This is a genomic window from Stenotrophomonas sp. 05N423 (genome assembly GCF_056397145.1).
The window spans coordinates 114,557-135,950 of the sequence record NZ_JBFTMV010000009.1 but is presented as its reverse complement, the minus strand read 5'-3'; the positions used below and the strand labels follow the sequence as shown (position 1 = coordinate 135,950).

Here is a 21,394-nt window from a genome sequence, read left to right as displayed (position 1 = left end):
AACGTGGAGCCACGTTGACGGCGTCATGTCGTGCAGGAACGCCGTTTCCCCGGCGCTCAGCACCGGTTCTCAGTCAGCCCAGCGACCGGGGCCGGTGGACTGTGGCAGCACCTGCGCCGACAGCGGGCGGTCCTTCTCCAGCAGGTTCACCGCGTCGGACAGGATCGAAGCCGATTCCTTCAGCAGCGGGTCGGGGCGCTTCTCGGCGGCCTTCTCGCGCGCGGCGTCCTTGACGATGTCGCGCTCGTTGCCGGTCAGGCCGTCGTCGCTGCCGTCGTCGGCCAGCGGGTCCAGCGGCAGGCCCAGCTCCTTGCGGATTTCCTGGCGCTGCTTGCGCTGCGCATCCTGCTTGTCGCGCTCGGCGCGGCGCTCGGCCTCGTTGAGCGAGATGTACTTCTTCGCCGCTTCGGTGCGGAACTGCTGCACGTCCTCTTCCCACCACTTGAATTCGCGGTCGCCCTGGATGCGCGCGGCATGGCGCGATTCCAGCTTCGGCAGGATCGGCACGAAATTTCCGTACTGGGTGTGCGGCACCGCGGCGATGCGGGTCCACGGCAGCGCATTGTCGTAGGTGCTTTCGCCGAACTCGCTGGCATCGACGCTGGCGGGGAACGCCAGGTCCGGCACCACGCCCTTGTGCTGGGTGGAAGAACCGCTGACGCGGAAGAACTGGGCGATGGTCAGCTTGACCTGGCCGAAGCGCTCTTTCTCGCTGGCCGGCCAGCGGTCCAGCGGCACCACGTTCTGCACGGTGCCCTTGCCGAAGGTGGTCTCGCCGATCACCAGGCCGCGGCCATAGTCCTGGATGGCGCCGGCGAAGATCTCCGAGGCCGAGGCCGAACCGCGGTTGATCAGCACCGCCAGCGGGCCGTCCCAGGCCACCGCCGGATTGCGGTCGCTGTTGACGGTGACGCGGCCGCCGGATTCGCGCACCTGCACCACCGGGCCCTGCTCGATGAACAGACCGGTCAGTTCGATGGCCTCGTCCAGCGAGCCGCCGCCGTTGTTGCGCAGGTCCAGCACCACGCCATCAAGCTTGTCGGCCTTGAAGCCGGCCAGCAGGCGCGCCACGTCGCGGGTAGCCGAGGCGTAGTCGGCAGCGTTGCGGCGGCGGCCCTCGAAATCCTGGTAGAAGGTCGGCAGCTTGACGATGCCGATGCGGCGCTGGGGTTCGCCGGCGGCGCCCGGGATGGTCATGGTCTCGCCCTTGGCGGCCTGCTCGGCCAGGCGCACCTTCTGCCGGGTCAGCGTCACCATGCGGTGCTTGCCGTCCAGGCCTTCGGCGGCGGGGATGAATTCCAGCCGCACCTGGGTGTCCTTGGCGCCGCGGATCTTGGCCACCACGTCGTCGATGCGCCAGCCGATCACGTCCTCGACCTGGCCGGAGCGCCCCTGGCCGACGCCGACGATGCGGTCGCCCGGCTTGAGCGTGCCGTCCACCGAGGCCGGGCCGCCGGCGATGATCTCGCGGATCACCACCACGTCGTCCTGGCGCTGCAGCTGCGCGCCGATGCCTTCCAGCGACAGCGACATGGCCTGGTTGAAGTTCTCGGCCGTGCGCGGGGTGAAGTAATCGGTGTGCGGATCGACCGCGCGGGTATAGGCGTTCATGAAGAACGAGAACACATCCTCGCCCTTCACTTCGCTCACCGACTTGAGCAGGGTGGCATAACGCTTGTCCAGGGTCTTGCGGATGTCTGCTGCCGGCTTGCCGGCCAGCCGCAGCCGCAACCAGTCGTTCTTCACCGACTTGCGCCACAGCTCATCCAGCTCCGCGCTGGTCGCCCATGGCACGTCCTTGCGGTCGTAGTCGAAACGCTCGCTGGCGGTGAAATCCGGTTCCTGCTTCAGCAGGCGCCGCGCGTAGGCCACGCGCTCGGTCACGCGCTGGCGGTAGACCGCGAACACCTGGAACGCCGGGTCCAGTTCGCCAGTGCGGATCGCGGTACCGGTCTGCTCGGCCAGCGGTGCGAAGCGGTCCACGTCCTCGCGGGTGAAGAACTGCTTGCCGCTGTCCAGCGACTCCAGGTAGCGCTTGAACACGTCCTGCGAGGTCGCCGCGTCCAACGGCCGCGGGCGGTAGGCATAGCGGCTGTCGGACAGCAGCCCGTAGACGAGCTTGGAAGTGGTCGCCTGGTCGACCGTCGCGGTGGACGGCAGCGCCGGGGTGTCGGCGCGCGCCAGCAGCGCGGCCGGCGCGGTCAGCGCGAAAGCCAGCAGGAAAGCGGGAACTCGGTAGTTCATCAAAGTACTCGTGGCACCAGGCGATGGAGTGAGACTGCGGATGGCTTGGACAACGGGACAGTGCCGGAAGTTGCGGTACTTGTCATCCGGGCGGCCCACAGCCTAGCCGCCCAACCGTAGCGGGACGTGAACCGCCCAGGGGCCCGTGGAAAGCAGGATTCCGCGCCGACGTGCAGCTCGCCGCATGGCACGGGAACCGTGGCGCCCGATGACTGGCCGGTGCCTCGTGGACGCACTGCCTCACCCCCGAACTCGTGGAAACGACGGCTGGAGGAAAGCCCTTGAGGCGCGGAATGTGGGCAGCGCAAGACAGCCCTCCGCGCCGCATGACATCCGGGTACCGGCCGTGGTCGCCGCACCGCCATGCGCCCACTGCTGGCGCGTTCCTCTGCGGCACCCGTCAGGCAACGCAAACCGCGGGGTGGCTGCGCGCAGCTACGGCGTCGCCTCAGCCGACACCGGCGCCGGCGGCCTGCCGGTCGGCGTGATAGGACGAGCGCACCATCGGGCCCGAGGCCACGTGGTGGAAGCCCAGTTCGTAGCCGTAGTCCTCCAGCGCCTTGTATTCCTCGGGCGTCCAGTAGCGCAGCACCGGGTGGTGGTGCGGCGTGGGCTGCAGGTACTGGCCGATGGTGACCATTTCCACATCGTGCGCGCGCAGGTCGCGCAGGGTGGCCTGCACCTGCTCCAGGGTTTCGCCGAGGCCGAGCATGATGCCGCTCTTGGTCGGGATCGTCGGGTGCTGCGCTTTGAAGTTCTTCAGCAGGGTCAGCGACCACTGGTAGTCCGCGCCCGGACGCACGTTGCGGTACAGGTCCGGCACGGTCTCGATGTTGTGGTTGAACACGTCCGGCGGGCTGACCGCGAGGATTTCCAGCGCGCGTTCCATGCGGCCCTTGCCGCGGAAATCCGGGGTCAGGATTTCGATCTTGGTGCCGGGACTGAACTCGCGGATGGCGCTGATGCAGTCGACGAAATGGCCGGCACCGCCGTCGCGCAGGTCGTCGCGGTCGACGCTGGTGACCACCACGTACTTCAGTCCCATGTCCTTGACCGTCTGCGCCAGGTGCAGCGGTTCGGCGGCGTCCGGCGGCCTGGGCCGGCCGTGGGCGACGTCGCAGAACGAGCAGCGGCGGGTGCAGACCTCGCCCAGGATCATGAACGTCGCGGTGCCATGGCCGAAGCATTCGTGGATGTTCGGGCAGCTGGCTTCCTCGCAGACCGTCACCAGGCGGTTCTCGCGCAGCTTGGCCTTGAGCTGCTGCACGGCATTGCCGGAGGGGATGCGCACGCGGATCCACGACGGCTTGCGCAGCACCGGCGCGTCGGCGAACTGCACCGGCGAGCGGTTGATCTTGTCGCCACCGAGCTGTTTGGCGCCGGCCTGCAGCGGCGCGGACGGGGTGTCGCCCTGCAGTACCTGCAGGGGAATGGAGCGGCTGGTGGATTCAGTCATGGCGTTCCGGCGGCGTCAGGGCCGCATGGTCAGGTCGGGCAATCCGGGATCGTCGCGCAGGTCCAGGCCGAACTGCCGGGCCAGGTGGGACAGCAGCACCGGCTTGACCGCCTCGATGCCCGAAGGACCGCCCAAGTCTAGCACCGAGGTCACCTGCATCCCGGCATAACCGCAGGGATTGATGCGGTGGAACGGCTCAAGGTCGAGGCCGACGTTGAAGGCCAGCCCATGGAAGGTGCAGCCGCGGCGCACGCGGATGCCGAGCGCGGCGATCTTGGCGCCGCCGACATAGACGCCCGGCGCGCCCTCCAGGCGCTCGGCGACGATGTTCCACTCGTCCAGCGTGTCGATGATGGCCTGCTCGATGCGGCACACGTAGTCGCGCACGCCGATGCCGAGCCGGCGCAGTTCCAGCAGCGGGTAGACCACGATCTGGCCGGGGCCGTGGTAGGTCACCTGGCCGCCGCGGTCCACGTGCAGCACGGGGATGTCGCCCGGCGCCAGCACATGTTCGTCCTTGCCAGCCTGGCCCAGGGTGAACACCGGATCGTGCTCGACCACCCACACCTCGTCGGTGGTGGCGTCGTCGCGGGCATCGGTGAAGCGCTGCATCGCATGCCAGACCGGCTCGTAGGCCTGGCGGCCGAGGTCGCGCAGCATCGCCGGGCGGGCCTTGCCGCGCACGGCGTCGGCCGGGCAGGCGCCTACAGCGTCCACTTCACTTCCGGATGGTTGCGCAGGGCTTCGTGCGCGGCGTCGTACTGTTCGCGGTTGTCGGCCTTGAAGGCGATACGCACGGATACGTACTTGCCGTTGGACGAATGCTTCCAGCTGATGCGCTCGTCGAGCACATCCACGCCAGCCTGCTGCAGCAGCCGCGGCAGTTCGCTCTCCAGCCCGATGTTAGCCGCGCCCATGGCGCTCAACTCGAAGGTGCCGGGAAACTGGAAGCCGTGTTCGGGATTGTCGGACTTGATTTCCATGCCCGCCATTATCGGGGCGGGGGCCGGCAAACCCAAGGTCCGGAATGACGGAAGGGCCGCTGCGGGCGGCCCTTCCGTGGAAAGCTGCGTTGTCGCGCCCGGTGCCGGCCAGCGGCCGGGGCGTACCGGCCGAGGCCGGTACAGGGCGCTTACTTGGACAGTTCCAGCAGGGTGGAGGACACCCAGCCCTTGTTGCCCAGTTCATCCTCGACTTCCCACATCACGCCTTCCTTGTTGCCGGTCGGGTACAGCATCATGCCCGGATCCAGCGAACGCACCGGCGCGCCGGTGCCCTTGGCGTTGGCCAGCAGGCGACCGGCGCGGGTCACCGTCACCGCCTGCTGGGCGTTGGCCGCCGAAGCATTCTCCGGCAGGCCGCCGAGCTGGGCGACGATGTCGGTATAGGCCTGCAGGTAGGCCATGGTGATGACCTGGCCGATCTCGGTATTGGCATAGCCGCCGACGCCGGCGGCGCCGAAGCCGCTGCCGCCGAACAGGCCGCCGCTGGCGCCGAAGCCGACGTCGCTCTTGCGCGCCGAGCCTTCGGAGATCGCGACCTGCTCGGAGGAGCGCACGTCGGTCACGGTCAGCACCACGTCGGCAGTCTTGCTGCGGAAGTTCAGGCCACCGACGATCGCGCCGGCCTTGCCGCCGATCAGACCACCCAGCAGGCCACCGATGGCGCTGCCGCCGGCATCGCTGTTCTGCGAGACCAGGTCCGGGATCATCACGTAGTCGGCCGCCTTGATCTGGCCCTTGCCGACGTTGGAACGGCCGCGCAGGTCGCCGCTGGCGGCCAGCTCACGCTCGAACTGGCCGGCCGCCATGCCGGCGCCGCGGTCCACCAGGGTGAAGCAGCGCGAGCGGTTGACGAATACCTTGATCAGCCGCGACGGCGCCGGCAGCTGCTGGCCGGTCCACCAGTTGGTGGCGTCTTCCGGCTCGATCACCGAGATGGTGCCGATCGGGCGCTGGCACACCGGGATCTGGGCGGCGGCCTGCTTGCGCTGTTCCTGCGCCTGGGTACCGGTGTTCTTGAACGCGGCCTGCGCCGGCTGGCTGGAAACGACCGCGGCGACGCCGACGGTCAGCGCGGCCGCCATCAACGGCGAAAAGACATTACGCATAGATTTGTATTCCCCATTAACCTGCGCCGCTCGGGGGCGCGTTCCTTTGGTCTGAAAACCCGGCGACAGGGTTCTGGTCCTTGCAGGCAGCCAGTCTGGCAAGCGCGGAGTGGTCGGCGGCGATGCTACCGCAGGGTCATGACCGTTTCCAACCTGCATCCGTCACGGTTTCCGGCGTCGCCCATGATGCTGCAACGATGTGATCCGCCGGTCCGCGCTGCGCCCGCACGGGCCCCGCCGGTAAGCTGCGCGCACCCCCACGACCCGGACCCTAGTGGATGGACATCCGCCCCTGGCTGCCCCTGGCGCTGGCATTGGCGCTCGCCTGCAACCCCACGCACGCCGCGACCAGGCAGCCGGACACCTGCAGCGGAAGCGCCCTGCGCGACCATCCGCCCGCGGTCAATTTCCGCGTGGACAACGACCTGTTCGGCGGCGCCCACCAGGACCAGGGCTATACCAACGGCGCGCTGCTGACCTTCGTCTCGCCCAATCTGGCCGACTACACCGACGACCCCTGCCTGCCGGCGCCGGCGCGCTGGATCAACCGCCACCTGGAACGGCTGCACCCGGGCGGATTCGACCAGCAGAACATGATCTTCAGCATCGGCCAGGGGCTGTTCACGCCGAACGACAGCACCCGGGCCGACCTGATCGAGGACGACCGCCCCTACGCCGGCGTGCTGCTGGTCAACTTCGGCTACAACGCGCGCACCGGCGACCGCCTGCTCACCACCCAGCTGGCGGTGGGCGTGGTCGGCCCGTCCGCGCAGGGGAAACAGGTGCAGGACGCCGTGCACGGCGTGCTGCACGACGAAAAGTTCATGGGCTGGAAGAACCAACTGCACGACGAGCCGGTGTTCCGCCTGCTGCAGGAACGGATGCGGCGCTGGCCGGCGAACAACGCGGCGGGCTGGGGCTGGGACGCCATCAGCCATTGGGGCGGCGCCATCGGCAATCTGGCGACCTACGGAAACGGCGGCGGCGAAGTCCGCTTCGGCTGGCAGCTGCCGGACGACTTCGGCAGTTCACCGATGCGCCCGGCCGGCGAGAACACCGCGCCGACCCGCGGCGGCCGCCTGTCCGGCTGGTCCGGACATCTGTTCGCGACCGCCGATGCGCGCTGGGTACTGCGCGACATCACCCTGGACGGCAACACCTTCCGCGGCAGCCACCATGTGGACGAGCGCGCGCTCGTCGGCGACATCGGCTATGGCGTGGCGCTGATGCGCGGCAAGTGGAAGTTCGCGCTGGCCCGCTACCACCGCAGCCGCGAGTTCGAGGGACAGAAGGAGCGGCCGGTGTTCGGCAGCTTCACCATCAGCCGCACGCTGTAAGCGCGGCGCATACGAAAAAGCCGGCTTGCGCCGGCTTTTTCATGCGTCCGGTCAGGACTTCCACCACATCATGAAGGCGTCCCACAGGCGCTTGAAGAAGCCGCCCTCCTCCACTGCCTGCACCGCCACCAGCGGCGCCTCGGCAATGATCTTGCCGTCCAGCGCCACCTTGACCGTGCCGACCTGCTGGCCCGCGGCGATCGGTGCGATCAGCTGCTTGGGCACGTCCATGCTGGGCTTGAGCTCCGCATAACGGCCGCGCGGCACGCTGACCAGCAGCGGCTGCGCCACGCCCAGCTGCACTTCGTCGGCGGCACCCTTCCACACATGCTGCGTGGTCACGGCCTTGCCGGTCTCGTAAAGGCGGTGCGTCTCGAAGAAACGGAAGCCCCAGTTCAGCAGCGCCAGGCTGTCGTCGGCGCGCTGCTTCTCCGAGGCACCGCCCATCAGCACCGCGATCAGGCGCTGGTCGCCGCGCTGGGCCGAGCTCAGCAGGCAGTAGCCGGCCGCCGAGGTGTGGCCGGTCTTGATGCCGTCCACGCTCGGGTCGCGCCACAGCAGCAGGTTGCGGTTGGGCTGGGTGATGTTGCCTACGGTGAATTCCTTGATCTTGTTGTAGGCATAGGTTTCCGGGTAATCGCGCACGAAGGCGCGGCCCAGCAGCGCCAGGTCGTAGGCGCTGGACTGGTGGCCGTCGGCGTTCAGGCCGTGCGCGTTGACGAAATGCGAGTCCTTCATGCCGAGCTTGGCGGCATAGCTGTTCATCAGCTCGGCGAACACTTCCTGGCTGCCGGCGGCGTGCTCGGCCAGGGCGATGGCGGCGTCGTTGCCCGACTGGATCGCCATGCCCTTTTCCATGTCTTCCAGGCGCGCGGTCTGGTTGACCGGGAACCCGCTGTAGCTGCCGTCGGTACCGGCGCCGCCCTCGCGCCAGGCGCGCTCGCTCATCATCACCTGGTCGTCGGGCTTGATCTTGCCGTTCCTGGTTTCGGCGGCCAGCACGTAGGAGGTCATCACCTTGGTGATGCTGGCCGGCGGCAGCGGCATGTGGATGTTCTCGCCGGCCAGCACCTGCCCGGAGGCGTAGTCCATCAGTACCCACGCGCTGGACGTGGACGGCGCCGGCGCTGGCGGGATCGCCACCTGGGCGGGTGCGGCAGCGGGGGCCGGTGCCGGGATAGGCGTCTGGGCGGAGGCCAGGCCGATGGCGAAGGTGGTGGCCATGGCGGCGGCGGCAAAACGGAATTTCATCGGAAAGCGGTTCCTGTCGGGACAAGGAATGGAAAACTGGCGGTCATTGTAGGGCGTGGAAGCGCCATCGCACCGGCATCGCCGGCGCGCGCCCGCCGGCATCGCGTTCAATCGCGGACGATCTGCGGCCTGCCGAATCCCAGACCGGCGATGCGGCCGGCAAGTTCCGCCGCCTTGGCCACGTCGTCAGCGGGCACGCGCAGGCGCCACAGCGTGCGTCCGCCGCTGACGACATCGCTGAGCGTGGCGCCGGCGATCCCGGCCGCGCTCAGCTGGCCCAGCGCACGGGCGGCATTGTCGCGGCTGGAGAAACTGGCGACCTGCAGCAGGATCGCCCCCAGCGCGCGCGCCGCGGCGTCGGGCGCCGGCGTTGCCGCCACCGATGCGACGGCGCTGGCCAGCGTCGATGGTGCCGTGCCGGTGGAGGCGGGCAAGGCCTGCACGGCCACCGCCTGCGGCGCCGGGCCTGCGGTGCCGACTTCAACCGGACGCGGCGCGGCGGCGGGCGTAGCCGGCAGTGTTTCGACCAGCTGGTCCATGCGGCTGGGCGGCGGCGCGGCGGCGATGGCGGTGGTCACCGCCGGGGCCGGCGCGCGGCCGCGGGCCGGGCGGCGCGCTTCGTTCGAGGCCAGCAGGTTGTCGCTGCCCGGCGCCAGTCCGCGCACTTCCACCCGGCCGGTACCGCGCTGGGTGATGCCCAGCCGTACCGCGGCGGCGTAGCTCAGGTCGATCACGCGGCCATCGTGGAACGGACCGCGGTCGTTGACCCGCACGATCACCGACTCGCCGTTGTCCAGGTTGGTGACGCGGGCGAAGCTGGGCAGCGGCAGCGTCTTGTGCGCGGCAGTGAACTGGTACATGTCGTAGACCTCGCGGTTGGAGGTCAGCCGGCCATGGAACTTGGCGCCGTAATAGGACGCGGTGCCCTGCTCGACGTACTCGTCGACCCGGTCCATCACCCGGTATTCCTTGCCCAGCACCACGTACGGCGACTTGTTGCCGATGGCCGAACGCGGCTCGTTGCTGACCACCGGCTCGGGAATGCAGGCCACGTCAGGCACATGGTCGGGCGTGGTGTCCTTGACCCCCGGCCGGTACAGGCCGCCGGCACTGTAGTTGCCGCGCGTGGTGGGATCTTCCTGCGCCTTGGCGTAGGGCGACCCTTCCGGGCAATGCGGCGGGCGCCCGCCACGGCCCTGCACCACGCTGCCGGCCGGCTGGCCGTGGCCGTGGCCATGGCCGGCGGACTTCGACCTCGATGGCGCGCTGCTGCAGGCGGCCAGCCCGAGCACGATCAACGCAGGGACCAGCCACTTGATGTTCATGCCGGCGGCAGCTCCCGTCCGGCGATGGCCTGGGACAGCTGGAACACGGCCATCGCATACATCTTGGAAAGGTTGTAGCGGGTGATCGCGTAGTAGTTCTGGAAGCCCAGCCAGTACTGCTTGCCGTCGCTGCCTTCCAGCGTGATCGGCGTGGCGGTGGCTCCGGCCGCGCGCACCGGCACGACCGGGTGGTAACCGCGCGCCGCCAGAGCGTCGATGCCCAGATTCGGCGTCCAGTCGACGGGATTGAGTTCCTCGCGGCCGGCGTCGAGCGTGGCCGGCACCGCGACCGTGCCGCCGCGTACCCAGCCGCCCTTCTTCACGAAGTAGTTGGCGATGGAGGCGAACACGTCATCAAAGCTGTTGAACAGATCACGGCGGCCATCACCGTCTCCGTCCACGGCGTAGTCCAGATAGCTGGACGGCATGAACTGGCCCATGCCCATCGCACCGGCATAGCTGCCCTTGAGCGCGGTGATGTCCAGCTTCTCCAGCGCGGCCAGTTCGAACAGCTTGGCCAGTTCGTCGCGGAAGAACAGCTCGCGACGCACTTCGCGCTCGAGTTTTTCCGGGTCGCCGCTGCGCGGGTACTTGAACGCCAGCGTGTACAGCGCGTCGAGCACGCGGTGGTTGCCGGCGTTGGCGCCGTAGCTGGTCTCCACGCCGATGATCGCCACGATCACCTCGGCCGGCACGCCGGTACGGTCCTGCACGCGCTGCAGCGCGTCGCGGTGCGCGGCCAGGAACTTCCTGCCGCCGTCGATGCGCGCCTGGCTGATGAACATCGGCCGGTATTCGTTCCACGGCTTGACCCGCTCGGCCGGCCGCGACATGGCGGCGATGATCGGTTCGCGGATCTGCGCCTGCGCCAGCACCGATTCGATGGAGGCCGGATCCAGTTTGTAGCGGGCGGCGGTATCGCGCACGAAGTTGGCGCGCGCGGTCTCGAACGGTACCGGGGTCAGGTCCACCGGCGGCAGGTCGGACTTGCGCTCCGGCGCGGCTTCGGCCGGCGCACCGCCCGTGCCGATCGGTTTCTCCGCCGGTTGCGGAGCGGGAGCAGGGGCCTGTGGCTGGGTCGCGCAGGCGACCATGCCCAGGGTGAGACAGCAGACCAGGACGCGTCGAATCATCGGGCGAGGTTAACAGGTCATGGATGAATTTCCATCACTAACACCATGAATCGCAACGAGATTGAAGTATCTGGGCTCGTCCCGCAGGGCAAGCCCGCCCATCGTTGCGGCCACCTGAAAAACTGAATGCGCAGATTGTCGGAAAGCTCCCTCGCCCTATGTCAGGCAACGCCTGTAGGCATGACGGAAGAATCCGACATCGCCTGCACGAAGACATAGGCAGCAGGGGCCGCGACACAGCGCACGATCCGGCAGACGACAGTGGCAGGCATCACACACCGTGGCACCACAAGCGGGGAAGGATCCCCATGAAAAATCTGGGCACCGGCCACACCCCCCATCCCAGTGGGTGCGGCCGGTGCCCGGACCGGATTCCGGCGCTGGCCGGGCGTCTCCCCACGCCCGGCCAGCGGATCCCGGCCTTGCCGTCCAGCATGATTGCAAGCCGGCCGCCACGGCGCGATGCGTCCTGTGGCGGGCGCTATTGTGAGGCTTTTGTTAAACGCCGTGTTTGATCCTGATCAACCCGACCCGGACCAAGGTCGCATTTTCAGCCGGCATGGACCGGGCGATGGGCGCGTACCGCCATCACCAGCCCGAAGCCCGCCAGTACCGACACCGCGGCGGTGCCGCCATAGCTGATCAACGGCATGGGCACGCCCACCACCGGCAGCAGGCCGGAAATCATGCCGCCGTTGACCATCACGTAGACGAAGAACGCCAGCCCCAGGCTGCCCGCCAGCAATCGCGCATGGGCATCGCGCGCCTGTGCGGCGATCCACAGGCAGCGCCCGACCAGGAACAGGTAGGCCAGCAGCAGGACCAGCACACCCAACCAGCCGAATTCCTCGGCCAGTACGGAAAAAGCGAAATCGGTGGTGTACTCGGGCAGGAAATCCAGCGAAGCCTGGGTGCCCTGCCCCCAGCCACGCCCCTGCCAGCCACCCGAGCCGATGGCGATGCGCGACTGCAGGATGTTCCAGCCAGTACCCAGCGCATCCGCCGCCGGGTCGAGGAAGGTCAGCACGCGGTCCTTCTGGTACTGGCGCAGCAGCCCGAACCACGCCATCGGCGCGGCCACCGCCAAGGCGCCCAGGCCGGCGCCGACCCAGCCCCAGTGCAGTCCGGCCAGCAGCAGCGCGAACACGCCGCTGGCGGTGACCAGGGTCGCGGTCCCCAGGTTGGGCTGCAGCAGGATCAACACGGCTGGCACCCCAATCAGCAATGCCGACACCGCCACCGTGCGCGGCGACGGCGGCAACGGCTGCCGGTGCAGATACCAGGCGATCATCAACGGCACACCCAGCTTGAGCAGTTCCGAGGGCTGCAGGTAGAACAGGCCGAGGTTGAGCCAGCGCCGGCCGTATTTGCCGGTACCGATCACGTAGACCGCCAGCAGCGGCAGCATCGATACGGCGTACAACCATGGCGTCCACGCGCGCAGCCGCGGCATGCTCACCCGCGACAGCAGCCACATCGCGCCCAGCCCGGCGGCGAAGTGCATCGCCTGGCTGCGCACCGGCCCGCCCACGCTGTGCAGCACGGCCAGCCCGGCCGCCATCACCGCCAACAGGACACACAGCAACGGAAGGTCGAGGGTACGGACGGCCTCGCGGCAACTGCGCCCCATCCACGGGAAGATCGGCATGTACGCTCCTGCGCCCCGGATGCACCGCGCGCGGGCATCAGGGGCGGCGATACATGCGCGCGCACCGTCCGCGACGGTGCCGGGACATCCTGACGCCGGCCACTTTCGCGAATCTGTCGCGCGGCTGCGTCAGCCGTGGCCGCCGTGCACTGGGTTGTAGCTGCGCGCCGCCATCACCAGGCCGAATCCGGCCAGCAGCGATACCGCGGCGGTGCCGCCGTAGCTGATCAGCGGCATCGGCACGCCCACCACCGGCAGCAGGCCGGAGATCATGCCGCCGTTGACCAGCGCGTAGACGAAGAACGACAGGCCGGTGGCGCCTGCGACCAGCCGCGAATACCCATCGCGCGACTGCACCGCGATCCACAGGCAGCGCCCGACCACGAACAGATAGAGCGCAAGCACGGTCGCCACGCCGATCCAGCCGAACTCCTCGCTCAGTACCGAGAAGGCGAAGTCGGTGGTCTGCTCGGGAATGAAGTTCAGGTGCGACTGCGAGCCCAGCCCCCAGCCCTTGCCGGCCAGGCCACCCGAACCGATGGCGATCTTGGACTGGATGATGTTCCAGCCCGCTCCCAGCGCGTCGCTCTCGGGGTCGAGGAACATCATGATGCGGTCTTTCTGGTAGGGCATCAGGAACCAGAACCAGGCGACGGGCGCGGCCGCCGCGACACCGCCCACGCCCAGGCCCACCCACCACCACGGCAAACCCGCCAGCAGCAGCACGAAGGCGCCGCTGGCGGCGATCAGCATCGCGGTGCCGAAATCCGGCTGCAGCATCACCAGCGCGGTCGGCACGCCGATGATCACACCGGCCACCAGCACCACCGGTATCCGCGGCGGCAGCGGCATGCGGTGCAGGTACCAGGCGACCATCATAGGCATGCTCACCTTGAGCAGTTCGGCCGGCTGCAGGTAGAACAGCTTCAGGTCCAGCCACTGCCGCCCGTACTTGCCGGTACCGAGCACGAACACCGCCAGCAACGGCAGCATCGACAACGCGTAGATCAGCGGCGTCCAGGCGCGGATGCGCAGCACCGGCACCCGCGCGATCGCCCACATCGCCAGCAGGCCCACCGCGAAGCGCGCACCCTGGGCCATCACCAGGCCACTGCCGCCGGCGCTGTCCAGCACCGCCAGCCCCATGCCCATCAGCGCGCACAGCGCGAGCAGCAGCGGCCAGTCCAGGCCGCGGGTGAGCCGCTGCGCCATTTCCAGCAGCCAGCGCAGGAAATCACTCATCGCCGCTCCTCCTGCGCCGGTTCCGGCACCGATGCCGGCGGCACCGGGGACGGCGCGGGTGTCGGCGGCGCTTCGCCCGTACCGGTCGCCGCCGGCACGGTGCCGACCGCCGGGGCGGCGGTGCTGGCGGCACCTTCAACGGCGCCGGCCGCACCCGCTCCCTCCTGGGCATCGGGCATCACGCCCAGCAACCAGGCATCGAACACCTTGCGTGCGATCGGCGCCGCCGCCGAACCGCCATAGCCGCCGCCTTCGACCGCGACCGCAATGGCGATCTGCGGGTCCTCGGCCGGAGCGAAACCGATGAACAGCGCACGGTGGCGCAGGTGCATCGGCAGGCTCCTGGGGTCCATCGCGGCGGTGCCCTTGCGGCTGACCACCTGCGCGGTACCGGTCTTGCCGGCCATCCGGTACGCGGCGCCAGCGGCCACGCGCCAACCGCTGCCGCCCGGCTGCATGGTGCCCATCATGCCTTCGCGCACCGCCTGCAGATTCGAGGGGTTGGGGCTGATCGGCCTGGACGCGGGCTGCGGCAGCGGCGCCCAGTCGTGGTCGAAGGCCACCTTCTGCTCGACCACCAGGTGCGGCGTGCGAAGCTGCCCGGACGCCAGGCCGCCGACGCCGCGCACCAGCTGCAGCGGGGTCACCTTCCACAGGCCCTGGCCGATGCTGGCGTTGACCATGTCGCCGGGATACCAGCGCTCCTTGCGCAGCCGGGCCTTGGCCGCCGGCGACGGCAGGATGCCGCCGATCTCGCCGGCCAGGTCGATGCCGGTGGGCTGGCCGAAGCCGTAGCGGCCGCCCATGTACTGGTCGTAGCGCTCCACGCCCATGTCGGTGCCGAGCTGGTAGTAGTAGGTGTTCACCGACTGCGAGATCGACTTGCGCAGGTCGGTCCAGCCATGGCCGCCGCGATTGGCGTCGCCCCAGCCGCGGCTCACGCCCGGCAGGTAGAACATGCCGCGCGAGAGGATCTTGTCCTCGGGCCGGCGCAGGCCGCTGTCCAGCCCGGCCAGGCCGAGGAACGGCTTGACCGTGGAACCCGGGGCGACGCCACCGAGCACCAGCCGGTTGAACTGCGGCCGCGAGGGGTTCTCGTTGAGCCGCTTGAAGTCGGCGTGGGAAATGCCGTTGACGAACAGGTTCGGGTCGTAGGACGGCAGGCTGACCATGGCCAGGATCTCGCCGGTGCGCGGGTCGATCGCCACCGCCGAACCTTCCTGCTCGCCGAACGCGGTCACCATCGCCTGCTGCAGGTCGACGTCGATGGACAGGCGCAGGTCCGTACCCGACTGCGCCGGCACCCGTCCAAGGGTGCGGATCGCCCGCCCCTGCACATTGGTCTCGACGCGCTCGTAGCCAATCCTGCCGCGCAGCTGGTTCTCGTAATACCGCTCCAGCCCGGACTTGCCGATATGGGTCAGCGCCGCATTGCCCTCGCCCAGTTCCTGCAGGTCCTTGTCGTCGACCCGGCCGACGTAGCCGATGACGTGCGCGAGCAGATCGCCATATGGGTAACGACGGGTCAGATAGGGCTCCAGCTCAACGCCCGGGTAGCGCCAGCGGTCCACCGCGAAGCGCGCCATCTCCTCGTCGCTGACGCGCAGCTTCAGCGTCACCGGGATGAAGCTGCGCCGCGCCTTGCGCGACTGGTTGAAGCGCTCGATGTCCTCGTCGCCCAGCGAGAAGATCACCCGCAGCCCGTCCAGCGTGGCGGCCATGTCCTCGACCTTGTTGGGGGTCACGTCCAGGCGGAACGCCGGCACGTTCTCGGCCAGCAGGCGGCCCTTGCGGTCGTAGATCAGCCCGCGCCCGGGCACCACCGGCCGCGCCTTGATGCGGTTGGCCTCCGAGCGGGTGACGTAGACATCGTGGTCCAGCACCTGCAGCTTGAAGTACCAGCCGCCCAGCACGCCAAGCCCGAGCAGCACGCCGAGGAAACCGATCGCCGCACGACGCCGGAACTGCTCGACCTCGGCCTGCGGGTTCTTGTGCTGGCGCCGCCCGTACATGGCTCAGTGCCCGCGCTTGCCCAGCCGCGCGGCGTCGAGCAGCACATAGATCGGCAGCCACAGCAGCATGCCCGGCAGCGGCGCCCACCAGTAGCTCCACGGCAGCAGCGGCTCGGCGGTGAACAGGTGCACGGCGGCGCTGATGATGCGGTCGTTGAGCAGCAGGCCGCCGATCGCCAGCGCCTGCTGCGACAGCGGGAAGAAGCGGATACGGGCGCGGAAGCGCTGCAGGATGAAGGCGAACACCACCAGCCGCAGCGCCTGCTCGCCGAGGATGCCGCCGTACAGCAGGTCGGCCAGCAGGCCGATGCAGAAGGCAAAACCCAGCCCGACCCGCTCGGGGGTCTCGATCACCCAGTAGCCCAGCACCAGCGCCAGCCAGTATGGGCGGATCGGCTGCAGCAGTTCCGGCAACGGCACCAGGCCCAGCAGCAGGGCCAGCGCGAGGCTGGCCGGCAATACCCAGCCACGGCTGCGCAGGCGGCTCATCGGCGGTCTCCTGCCGGAGGCGCCGGCGCATCGGTGGCGGGTGGCGGGTTTGCGGCCGGTGCGGGCGCCGCCGGGGTATCCGTCGGCGCGGTGGGCGCGACGGCCCTGGGCGCCGGGTTGTTCGGCGCCGGACGCGGACCGGGTGCGGTGTCGCCGCCGGCCGGTGGCTCCAGGCCGCTGGTCACCGGCATGCGCGGAATCGCGGGCACCGAGCGCAGCAGCAGCACGTCGCGGCCGCGGTCCAGCTTGGCCGCCGGCGCCAGCTCGCCGACCAGGAAGGCGTGGGTGTCGTCCGGCCGCAGTTCCAGGATCTTTCCCACCGGGAAGCCGGCCGGGAAACGCCCGCCCAGCCCGGAGGTGACGATCTCGTCGCCCACTTCCACGCCGGCGCTGAGCGGGATGTCGCGCAGTTCCAGCCGGTCGCCACGGCCATAGGCGATCAGGCGCACGCCGTTGCGCGCCACCGTTACCGGCACCGCGTGGTCCGGGTCGGTCAGCAGCAGCACGGTCGAATGCAACGGGGTCACCGCGATCACCTGCCCCATCAGGCCACCGGCGTCGATCACCGCCTGGCCGATGTGCACGCCTTCGCGGCTGCCGGCGTCCAGCACCAGGCGCTGCTTCACCGGGTCCAGGTCGATGTCCAGGATCGGCGCCAGCTGCACGTCCAGGCCGCTGCGCTCGGCCACGTTCAGCAGCTCGCGCAGCTGGGCGTTGTCCAGTGCGGCGGTCTGCAGGCGGGTCAGGCGCGCGTTGGCGAGCAGCAGCTGGTTGCGCAGTTCGCGGTTCTCGGCGACCAGCTGGTTATGGCTGGCGGCGTTGTCGCGCACCGAGGCGCCCACGCGCCCGGGCAGGCCGGCCAGCGCCCACACCGGCTGCACCGCCAGACCGGCCTGCGTACGCAGGCGCGACAGCCAGCCGCCCTGGTCGTCCAGCACGATCAGGGTGATCGCCAATGCCAGATAGGCCAACAGCCGCAGCGTGCTGCTGGCGTCGCCCTGGCGGGAGGCTACGGGTGGACCGGCATAGGGCGGCACGACGGACTTCGGCAGGAGAAATACGGAGGAAGGATGCGACGACGCCCCGGCGGTGCGATGCCCGGCGCCTGCGCGCCACGGGCACCACGCCGCAGAGGCGCGGGCGCGGTACGGAGCCGGTGCGACTTATTCCGGCGCAAAGAACTCGTTGCCGTGCATGTCCACCAGCTCCAGCGCACGGCCGCCACCGCGGGCCACGCAGGTCAGCGGATCGTCGGCCACCTGCACGTGCAGGCCGGTTTCCTCGGAGATCAGACGGTCCAGGTCGCGCAGCAGGGCGCCGCCGCCGGTCAGCACGATGCCGCGCTCGGCGACGTCGGCGCACAGTTCCGGCGGGGTCTGCTCCAGCGCCAGCTTCACCGCCGAAACAATCCCCGACAGCGGCTCGTGCAGGGCTTCGAGCACCTCGTTGGAACTGATCTTGATCATCTTCGGCACGCCCTCGGCGAGGTTGCGGCCGGAGATTTCCATCTCGATCACTTCCGCCTGCGGGTAGGCGCAGCCCAGCTCGACCTTGATGCGCTCGGCGGTGGCTTCGCCGATCAGCATGCCGTGGTTGCGGCGCACGTAATTGGTGATCGACTCGTCGAAACGGTCGCCGCCGATGCGCACCGAGGCCGAGTAGACGATGCCGTTGAGCGAGATCACCGCCACCTCGGTGGTGCCGCCGCCGATGTCGATGACCATCGAGCCGCGCGCCTCGGTGACCGGCATGCCGGCGCCGATCGCCGCGGCCATCGGCTCCTCGATCAGGAACACGTCGCGGGCGCCGGCTTCCTCGGCCGACTCCTTGATGGCGCGGCGCTCGACCTGGGTCGAGCCGGCCGGCACGCAGACCAGCACGCGCGGGCTCGGGCGCAGCACGCGCGACTTGTGCACCTTCTTGATGAAGTGCTTGAGCATCGCCTCGGTGTAGGTGAAGTCGGCGATGACGCCGTCCTTCATCGGGCGGATGGTGGTGATGTGGCCCGGGGTACGGCCGAGCATCTGCTTGGCCTCGGCGCCGACCGCGGCGACCGAGCGGGTACCGCCGATGGCGCGGTCCTGGCGCACGGCCACGACCGACGGTTCGTTCAGCACGATCCCCTGCCCACGCACATAGATCAGAGTGTTGGCCGTGCCCAGGTCGATGGACAGGTCGTTGGAGAACATGCCGCGGAGTTTCTTGAACATCTGGGGAGTGATCCTGAGGGCGTCCGCCCACGCCGGTTGGCGAAAAAATGGGCAGAAATCGGGGGTTGGCTAGCCTATCAACCCACCCCGGCACGGGCAAGGAAAATCCTTGCCCGCAACGGGTTTGAGAGGCGTGGCGGAGCACCGGCGGCGATACGTCGTTCTGGTCGCGCGCCGCCGCAGCCGGTACCCTTATGCACTTTGGCGCGCGTCCGCGCCGCCCCGCCTGCGCCCGCATGGTGGCGGTTTCCCTTTACCCGTATAGGCCTGTCCGCGATGTCCGCTCTGATCTGTGGTTCCCTTGCCTTCGACACCATCATGGTGTTCCCGGACCAGTTCAAGAACCACATCCTGCCGGACAAGGTGCACATCCTGAACGTGTCCTTCCTGGTGCCGCGCATGCGCCGCGAGTTCGGCGGCTGCGCCGGCAACATCGCCTACAACCTGCACCTGCTGGGCGGCGCACCGATCCCGATGGGCACGGTGGGCTCGGACTTCGGCCCGTACCGCGAGCACTTCGACGCGCTGGGCATCGACCTGAGCCGCGTGCGCGTGATCGACGAGCTGTTCACCCCGCAGGCGTTCATCACTACCGACCACGACAACAACCAGATCACCGCCTTCCACCCGGGCGCGATGATGCGGTCCTACGAGAACCACGTGAAGGACGTGCCGGGCGTGACCCTGGGCCTGGTCGGCCCGGACGGCCGTGAGGGCATGATCCAGAACGCCATCGAATTCAAGGAGATGGGCGTTCCATTCATCTTCGACCCGGGCCAGGCCATGCCGCTGTTCAACGGCCCGGAACTGCGTACCTTCATCGAGCAGGCCGACTACGTGGTGGTCAATGACTACGAGTCCAACCTGCTGCAGGAACGCACCGGCTGGAACGAGAAGGAAATCGTCAACCGGGTGAAGGCCTACATCACCACCCGCGGCCCGAAGGGCGCGGTGATCCACACGCCGGAAAAGAGCTATGACATCCCGCCGGCGCACGAGCGCCGCGTGGTCGATCCGACCGGCTGCGGCGACGCGTTCCGCGCCGGCCTGATCTACGGCATCCAGAAGGGCTACGACTGGCTGACCATCGGCCGCATGGGCAACCTGATGGGCGCGCTGAAGGTGGAACACCCGGGCACGCAGAACCAGCGCTTCGACTTCGACGAGTTCAACGAGCAGTTCAAGCAGCAGTTCGGCTACGCGCTCTGATCGCACGGGCCCGGCCACCTGCGGAAACGGCGCCGGAAGGCGCCGTTTTTCGTTGAAAGCTCCGTAGGCGCCGGGCTTGCCCGGCACGGGGCCATACCGGTAAAGCGCTCCATACGGGGCAAGCGCCGCAGCTACGGGTCATCCCTGCGGGCCGTAACGCACCGCCTCGCGCTCCAGCCAGGCCTGCAGCTCTCGTTTGCGGACGCCTTCGGCCCTGGCCCGCTGCAGGCAGTCGAGCATGTAGCGCTGCTTGTCCGCGTCGTCGCCGGCCAGGGACAGCGCCAGGTCGCGGTCCATCCAGCGCCGGAACACCAGGTACAGCACCACGTGCAGGGCGATGGCCAACAGGCTGACCACGAGCACGATCGCCAGGTCCATCACCGCACCTCCGTCGTCACCGGCGCCGCCATCGACGCGCGTACCTGCACCAGCTCCTGCTCCATGGTGAGTTCCTCCGGCCCGCGCCGCAGGTTGCCGGCACGCAATACCGTGCCGCCGGCCAGGTAGAACAGGTAGTGCTCTCCGGGCTGCAGCGCGACGTTTCCAAAATCCGCCGAGGGCAGGCAGCCGAGGGCGTCGAGCCGGTTCGTCGGAGCGACCTGCCGTTCCGCCTCCCCTGCCCCCTTGATCTGCTCGCGCACGCGCACCCGCGCGCCATCCGGCGCCACCGCCAGGACGTCGGCGATCACGATGCCATCGGCCTTGGCGGCCAGTGCGGCGGTCAGGGCCTGTTGCCGTTGCAGGTCCTCGGCCACGCGCCGGCGGTGCATGTCCGCGGGCAGGCTGCCGCATGCGGCCGCTGGCGGCAGCGGCCACGAAAACAGGGCAACCAGCGCACACAGCCAGGCCGCGCGGGACGTACCGCGGCGCGGCTGCACGGAGCCGCCGCCCATCGCCACCAGGGTCAATCCCAGCCCGCGGGCATCTGGCTGCCGTCCAGGCCGCCGGTCTCGAACACCGCGGTGCGGGTGCCGCCGGCCTTCACCGGGAACTCGATGCGGATCGTCCTGGCCTTGCGCGCCAGCCGCCACAGGCCGCGGTTGTCGGTGATGAACATGGCGATGGCCTCGTCGGTGTCCGGGCGGTAGGCGGCCATCCGCCGCGGCGCCTGGTCGTCCACCGTCACCGTGACCTGGCAGCTGCCATAGCAGGCCTTGGCGAAATCGCCGGCCTGCAGCACCAGGTAGGCGTGTCGCTTCCATTCGGGATGGTCGCGGAACACCAGCTGCACCACCTTCGGGCCGCTGCCGTCGACATCGACCCGCTCCTTGCCCTGGATCATCGCCGAGCGCTGCACGCCCTTGCTGCCGACCGTCACCTGGTTGTAGCTCCACAGGCCCTGCATGCGGCGCAGCTCGCGCGCGGCCTCGGCCTTTTCCTTCACTTCGGCGAAGCCGGGTTCGATGCGCCGGGCGGCGTCCGACTCGGGGAACTGGTCGAGCAGCGCGGCGCCATGGACGCGCGCCTTCTCCCATTCGGTGGCGGTCACCGCCGCGTCGTAGAGCCTGGCGATGCCCTCGGCATCGGCCTCGCGCCTGGCGCGCTCCTGCGCGGCGGCGGCCTCGCGCTGCTGGCGCTCGGCCTCCGGATTGCCGCAGGCGGCCAGGGCGACGACGCACAAGGCGCCAAGGATCAACGGTTTCATCGGGCAACTCCGCATGGACGGGGCGCGGCGATGCCGCGCGACGGCATCCACTTTAAACATCCGCGTGGCGATCCGTCATTCCC

General features: G+C 69.2%; 19 protein-coding genes. 2 read left to right on the top strand and 17 right to left on the bottom strand.

What is annotated here, in order from left to right:
- Positions 1–69 precede the first annotated feature (69 nt).
- The 5 genes from AC1DGW_RS14200 to AC1DGW_RS14180 all read right to left on the bottom strand — a co-directional run bounded on the left by AC1DGW_RS14200 (position 70) and on the right by AC1DGW_RS14180 (position 5,786).
- Positions 70–2,244, bottom strand: coding sequence for a carboxy terminal-processing peptidase (locus tag AC1DGW_RS14200; RefSeq protein ID WP_478024112.1), 2,175 nt, complete (start codon positions 2,242–2,244; stop codon positions 70–72).
- A gap of 448 nt (positions 2,245–2,692) precedes the next feature.
- Positions 2,693–3,700, bottom strand: a complete 1,008-nt coding sequence (gene lipA / locus AC1DGW_RS14195) for a lipoyl synthase (RefSeq protein WP_478024108.1) — start codon at positions 3,698–3,700, stop codon at positions 2,693–2,695.
- A gap of 15 nt (positions 3,701–3,715) precedes the next feature.
- The gene (lipB, locus tag AC1DGW_RS14190; RefSeq protein WP_478024104.1) at positions 3,716–4,417 is read right to left on the bottom strand and encodes a lipoyl(octanoyl) transferase LipB; all 702 of its coding nucleotides are present in this window, start codon (positions 4,415–4,417) and stop codon (positions 3,716–3,718) included.
- Entirely contained in the window at positions 4,405–4,683 is a 279-nt protein-coding gene (locus tag AC1DGW_RS14185) for a DUF493 family protein (RefSeq protein WP_478024101.1), read from the bottom strand. The genes lipB and AC1DGW_RS14185 overlap by 13 nt, the downstream gene beginning before the upstream one ends.
- Before the next feature lie 149 nt (positions 4,684–4,832).
- A complete protein-coding gene (locus AC1DGW_RS14180) occupies positions 4,833–5,786 on the bottom strand; it encodes a CsgG/HfaB family protein (RefSeq protein WP_478024153.1) in 954 nt (317 codons plus the stop codon).
- Positions 5,787–6,088: 302 nt separating this feature from the next.
- Here AC1DGW_RS14180 and AC1DGW_RS14175 point away from each other — a divergent pair, with 302 nt between their 5' ends.
- On the top strand, positions 6,089–7,147 hold the full coding sequence (locus tag AC1DGW_RS14175; RefSeq protein ID WP_478024099.1) for a lipid A deacylase LpxR family protein: 1,059 nt from the start codon (positions 6,089–6,091) through the stop codon (positions 7,145–7,147).
- A gap of 51 nt (positions 7,148–7,198) precedes the next feature.
- Here AC1DGW_RS14175 and AC1DGW_RS14170 read toward each other — a convergent pair whose 3' ends face one another.
- The 9 genes from AC1DGW_RS14170 to AC1DGW_RS14130 all read right to left on the bottom strand — a co-directional run bounded on the left by AC1DGW_RS14170 (position 7,199) and on the right by AC1DGW_RS14130 (position 18,457).
- Positions 7,199–8,398 carry a D-alanyl-D-alanine carboxypeptidase family protein gene (locus AC1DGW_RS14170; protein ID WP_478024095.1) on the bottom strand — a complete coding sequence of 400 codons (1,200 nt, stop codon included), beginning with the start codon at positions 8,396–8,398 and terminating at the stop codon, positions 7,199–7,201.
- A gap of 107 nt (positions 8,399–8,505) precedes the next feature.
- The gene (locus AC1DGW_RS14165; RefSeq protein ID WP_478024093.1) at positions 8,506–9,723 is read right to left on the bottom strand and encodes a septal ring lytic transglycosylase RlpA family protein; all 1,218 of its coding nucleotides are present in this window, start codon (positions 9,721–9,723) and stop codon (positions 8,506–8,508) included.
- Positions 9,720–10,856, bottom strand: coding sequence for a lytic murein transglycosylase B (gene mltB / locus AC1DGW_RS14160; protein WP_478024091.1), 1,137 nt, complete (start codon positions 10,854–10,856; stop codon positions 9,720–9,722). The genes AC1DGW_RS14165 and mltB overlap by 4 nt, the downstream gene beginning before the upstream one ends.
- 550 nt (positions 10,857–11,406) lie before the next feature.
- A complete protein-coding gene (rodA, locus tag AC1DGW_RS14155; RefSeq protein ID WP_478024088.1) occupies positions 11,407–12,504 on the bottom strand; it encodes a rod shape-determining protein RodA in 1,098 nt (365 codons plus the stop codon).
- A gap of 129 nt (positions 12,505–12,633) precedes the next feature.
- Entirely contained in the window at positions 12,634–13,746 is a 1,113-nt protein-coding gene (gene rodA / locus AC1DGW_RS14150; RefSeq protein WP_478024086.1) for a rod shape-determining protein RodA, read from the bottom strand.
- Positions 13,743–15,758, bottom strand: coding sequence for a penicillin-binding protein 2 (gene mrdA / locus AC1DGW_RS14145; RefSeq protein WP_478024084.1), 2,016 nt, complete (start codon positions 15,756–15,758; stop codon positions 13,743–13,745). Before mrdA ends, rodA (AC1DGW_RS14150) begins: the two co-directional genes overlap by 4 nt.
- A gap of 3 nt (positions 15,759–15,761) precedes the next feature.
- Positions 15,762–16,247 (bottom strand): rod shape-determining protein MreD, encoded by a 486-nt coding sequence (gene mreD / locus AC1DGW_RS14140; RefSeq protein ID WP_478024081.1) that lies wholly within the window; start codon positions 16,245–16,247, stop codon positions 15,762–15,764.
- Positions 16,244–17,284 carry a rod shape-determining protein MreC gene (gene mreC / locus AC1DGW_RS14135; RefSeq protein ID WP_478024079.1) on the bottom strand — a complete coding sequence of 347 codons (1,041 nt, stop codon included), beginning with the start codon at positions 17,282–17,284 and terminating at the stop codon, positions 16,244–16,246. The genes mreD and mreC overlap by 4 nt, the downstream gene beginning before the upstream one ends.
- 126 nt (positions 17,285–17,410) lie before the next feature.
- Complete coding sequence (locus AC1DGW_RS14130; RefSeq protein WP_005419402.1) at positions 17,411–18,457, bottom strand: rod shape-determining protein; 1,047 nt, start codon at positions 18,455–18,457, stop codon at positions 17,411–17,413.
- A 276-nt stretch (positions 18,458–18,733) separates the two neighbouring features.
- Between AC1DGW_RS14130 and AC1DGW_RS14125 the strand changes: the two genes are divergently transcribed.
- Entirely contained in the window at positions 18,734–19,666 is a 933-nt protein-coding gene (locus tag AC1DGW_RS14125; RefSeq protein ID WP_478024070.1) for a carbohydrate kinase family protein, read from the top strand.
- Positions 19,667–19,804: 138 nt separating this feature from the next.
- On the opposite strand, the gene AC1DGW_RS14120 is transcribed toward AC1DGW_RS14125, so the two are convergent.
- The 3 genes from AC1DGW_RS14120 to AC1DGW_RS14110 are packed head-to-tail and all read right to left on the bottom strand — an operon-like array spanning position 19,805 to position 21,311.
- Positions 19,805–20,044: a hypothetical protein gene (locus AC1DGW_RS14120; protein ID WP_478024068.1), complete on the bottom strand. Its 240-nt coding sequence runs from the start codon at positions 20,042–20,044 to the stop codon at positions 19,805–19,807.
- Entirely contained in the window at positions 20,044–20,574 is a 531-nt protein-coding gene (locus AC1DGW_RS14115; protein ID WP_478024065.1) for a hypothetical protein, read from the bottom strand. The genes AC1DGW_RS14120 and AC1DGW_RS14115 overlap by 1 nt, the downstream gene beginning before the upstream one ends.
- Positions 20,571–21,311, bottom strand: a complete 741-nt coding sequence (locus tag AC1DGW_RS14110; RefSeq protein WP_478024062.1) for a hypothetical protein — start codon at positions 21,309–21,311, stop codon at positions 20,571–20,573. The genes AC1DGW_RS14115 and AC1DGW_RS14110 overlap by 4 nt, the downstream gene beginning before the upstream one ends.
- Positions 21,312–21,394: the final 83 nt, after the last annotated feature.

Coding starts and splice junctions, on each gene's coding strand:
- AC1DGW_RS14200 (WP_478024112.1), bottom strand. CDS start 2,244: ATGAACTACCGAGTTCCCGCTTTCCTGCTGGCTTTCGCGCTGACCGCG.
- lipA (WP_478024108.1), bottom strand. CDS start 3,700: ATGACTGAATCCACCAGCCGCTCCATTCCCCTGCAGGTACTGCAGGGC.
- AC1DGW_RS14185 (WP_478024101.1), bottom strand. CDS start 4,683: ATGGAAATCAAGTCCGACAATCCCGAACACGGCTTCCAGTTTCCCGGC.
- AC1DGW_RS14180 (WP_478024153.1), bottom strand. CDS start 5,786: ATGGCGGCCGCGCTGACCGTCGGCGTCGCCGCGGTCGTTTCCAGCCAG.
- AC1DGW_RS14175 (WP_478024099.1), top strand. CDS start 6,089: ATGGACATCCGCCCCTGGCTGCCCCTGGCGCTGGCATTGGCGCTCGCC.
- AC1DGW_RS14170 (WP_478024095.1), bottom strand. CDS start 8,398: ATGAAATTCCGTTTTGCCGCCGCCGCCATGGCCACCACCTTCGCCATC.
- AC1DGW_RS14165 (WP_478024093.1), bottom strand. CDS start 9,723: ATGAACATCAAGTGGCTGGTCCCTGCGTTGATCGTGCTCGGGCTGGCC.
- mltB (WP_478024091.1), bottom strand. CDS start 10,856: ATGATTCGACGCGTCCTGGTCTGCTGTCTCACCCTGGGCATGGTCGCC.
- rodA (WP_478024088.1), bottom strand. CDS start 12,504: ATGCCGATCTTCCCGTGGATGGGGCGCAGTTGCCGCGAGGCCGTCCGT.
- rodA (WP_478024086.1), bottom strand. CDS start 13,746: ATGAGTGATTTCCTGCGCTGGCTGCTGGAAATGGCGCAGCGGCTCACC.
- mrdA (WP_478024084.1), bottom strand. CDS start 15,758: ATGTACGGGCGGCGCCAGCACAAGAACCCGCAGGCCGAGGTCGAGCAG.
- mreD (WP_478024081.1), bottom strand. CDS start 16,247: ATGAGCCGCCTGCGCAGCCGTGGCTGGGTATTGCCGGCCAGCCTCGCG.
- AC1DGW_RS14130 (WP_005419402.1), bottom strand. CDS start 18,457: ATGTTCAAGAAACTCCGCGGCATGTTCTCCAACGACCTGTCCATCGAC.
- AC1DGW_RS14125 (WP_478024070.1), top strand. CDS start 18,734: ATGTCCGCTCTGATCTGTGGTTCCCTTGCCTTCGACACCATCATGGTG.
- AC1DGW_RS14120 (WP_478024068.1), bottom strand. CDS start 20,044: ATGGACCTGGCGATCGTGCTCGTGGTCAGCCTGTTGGCCATCGCCCTG.
- AC1DGW_RS14110 (WP_478024062.1), bottom strand. CDS start 21,311: ATGAAACCGTTGATCCTTGGCGCCTTGTGCGTCGTCGCCCTGGCCGCC.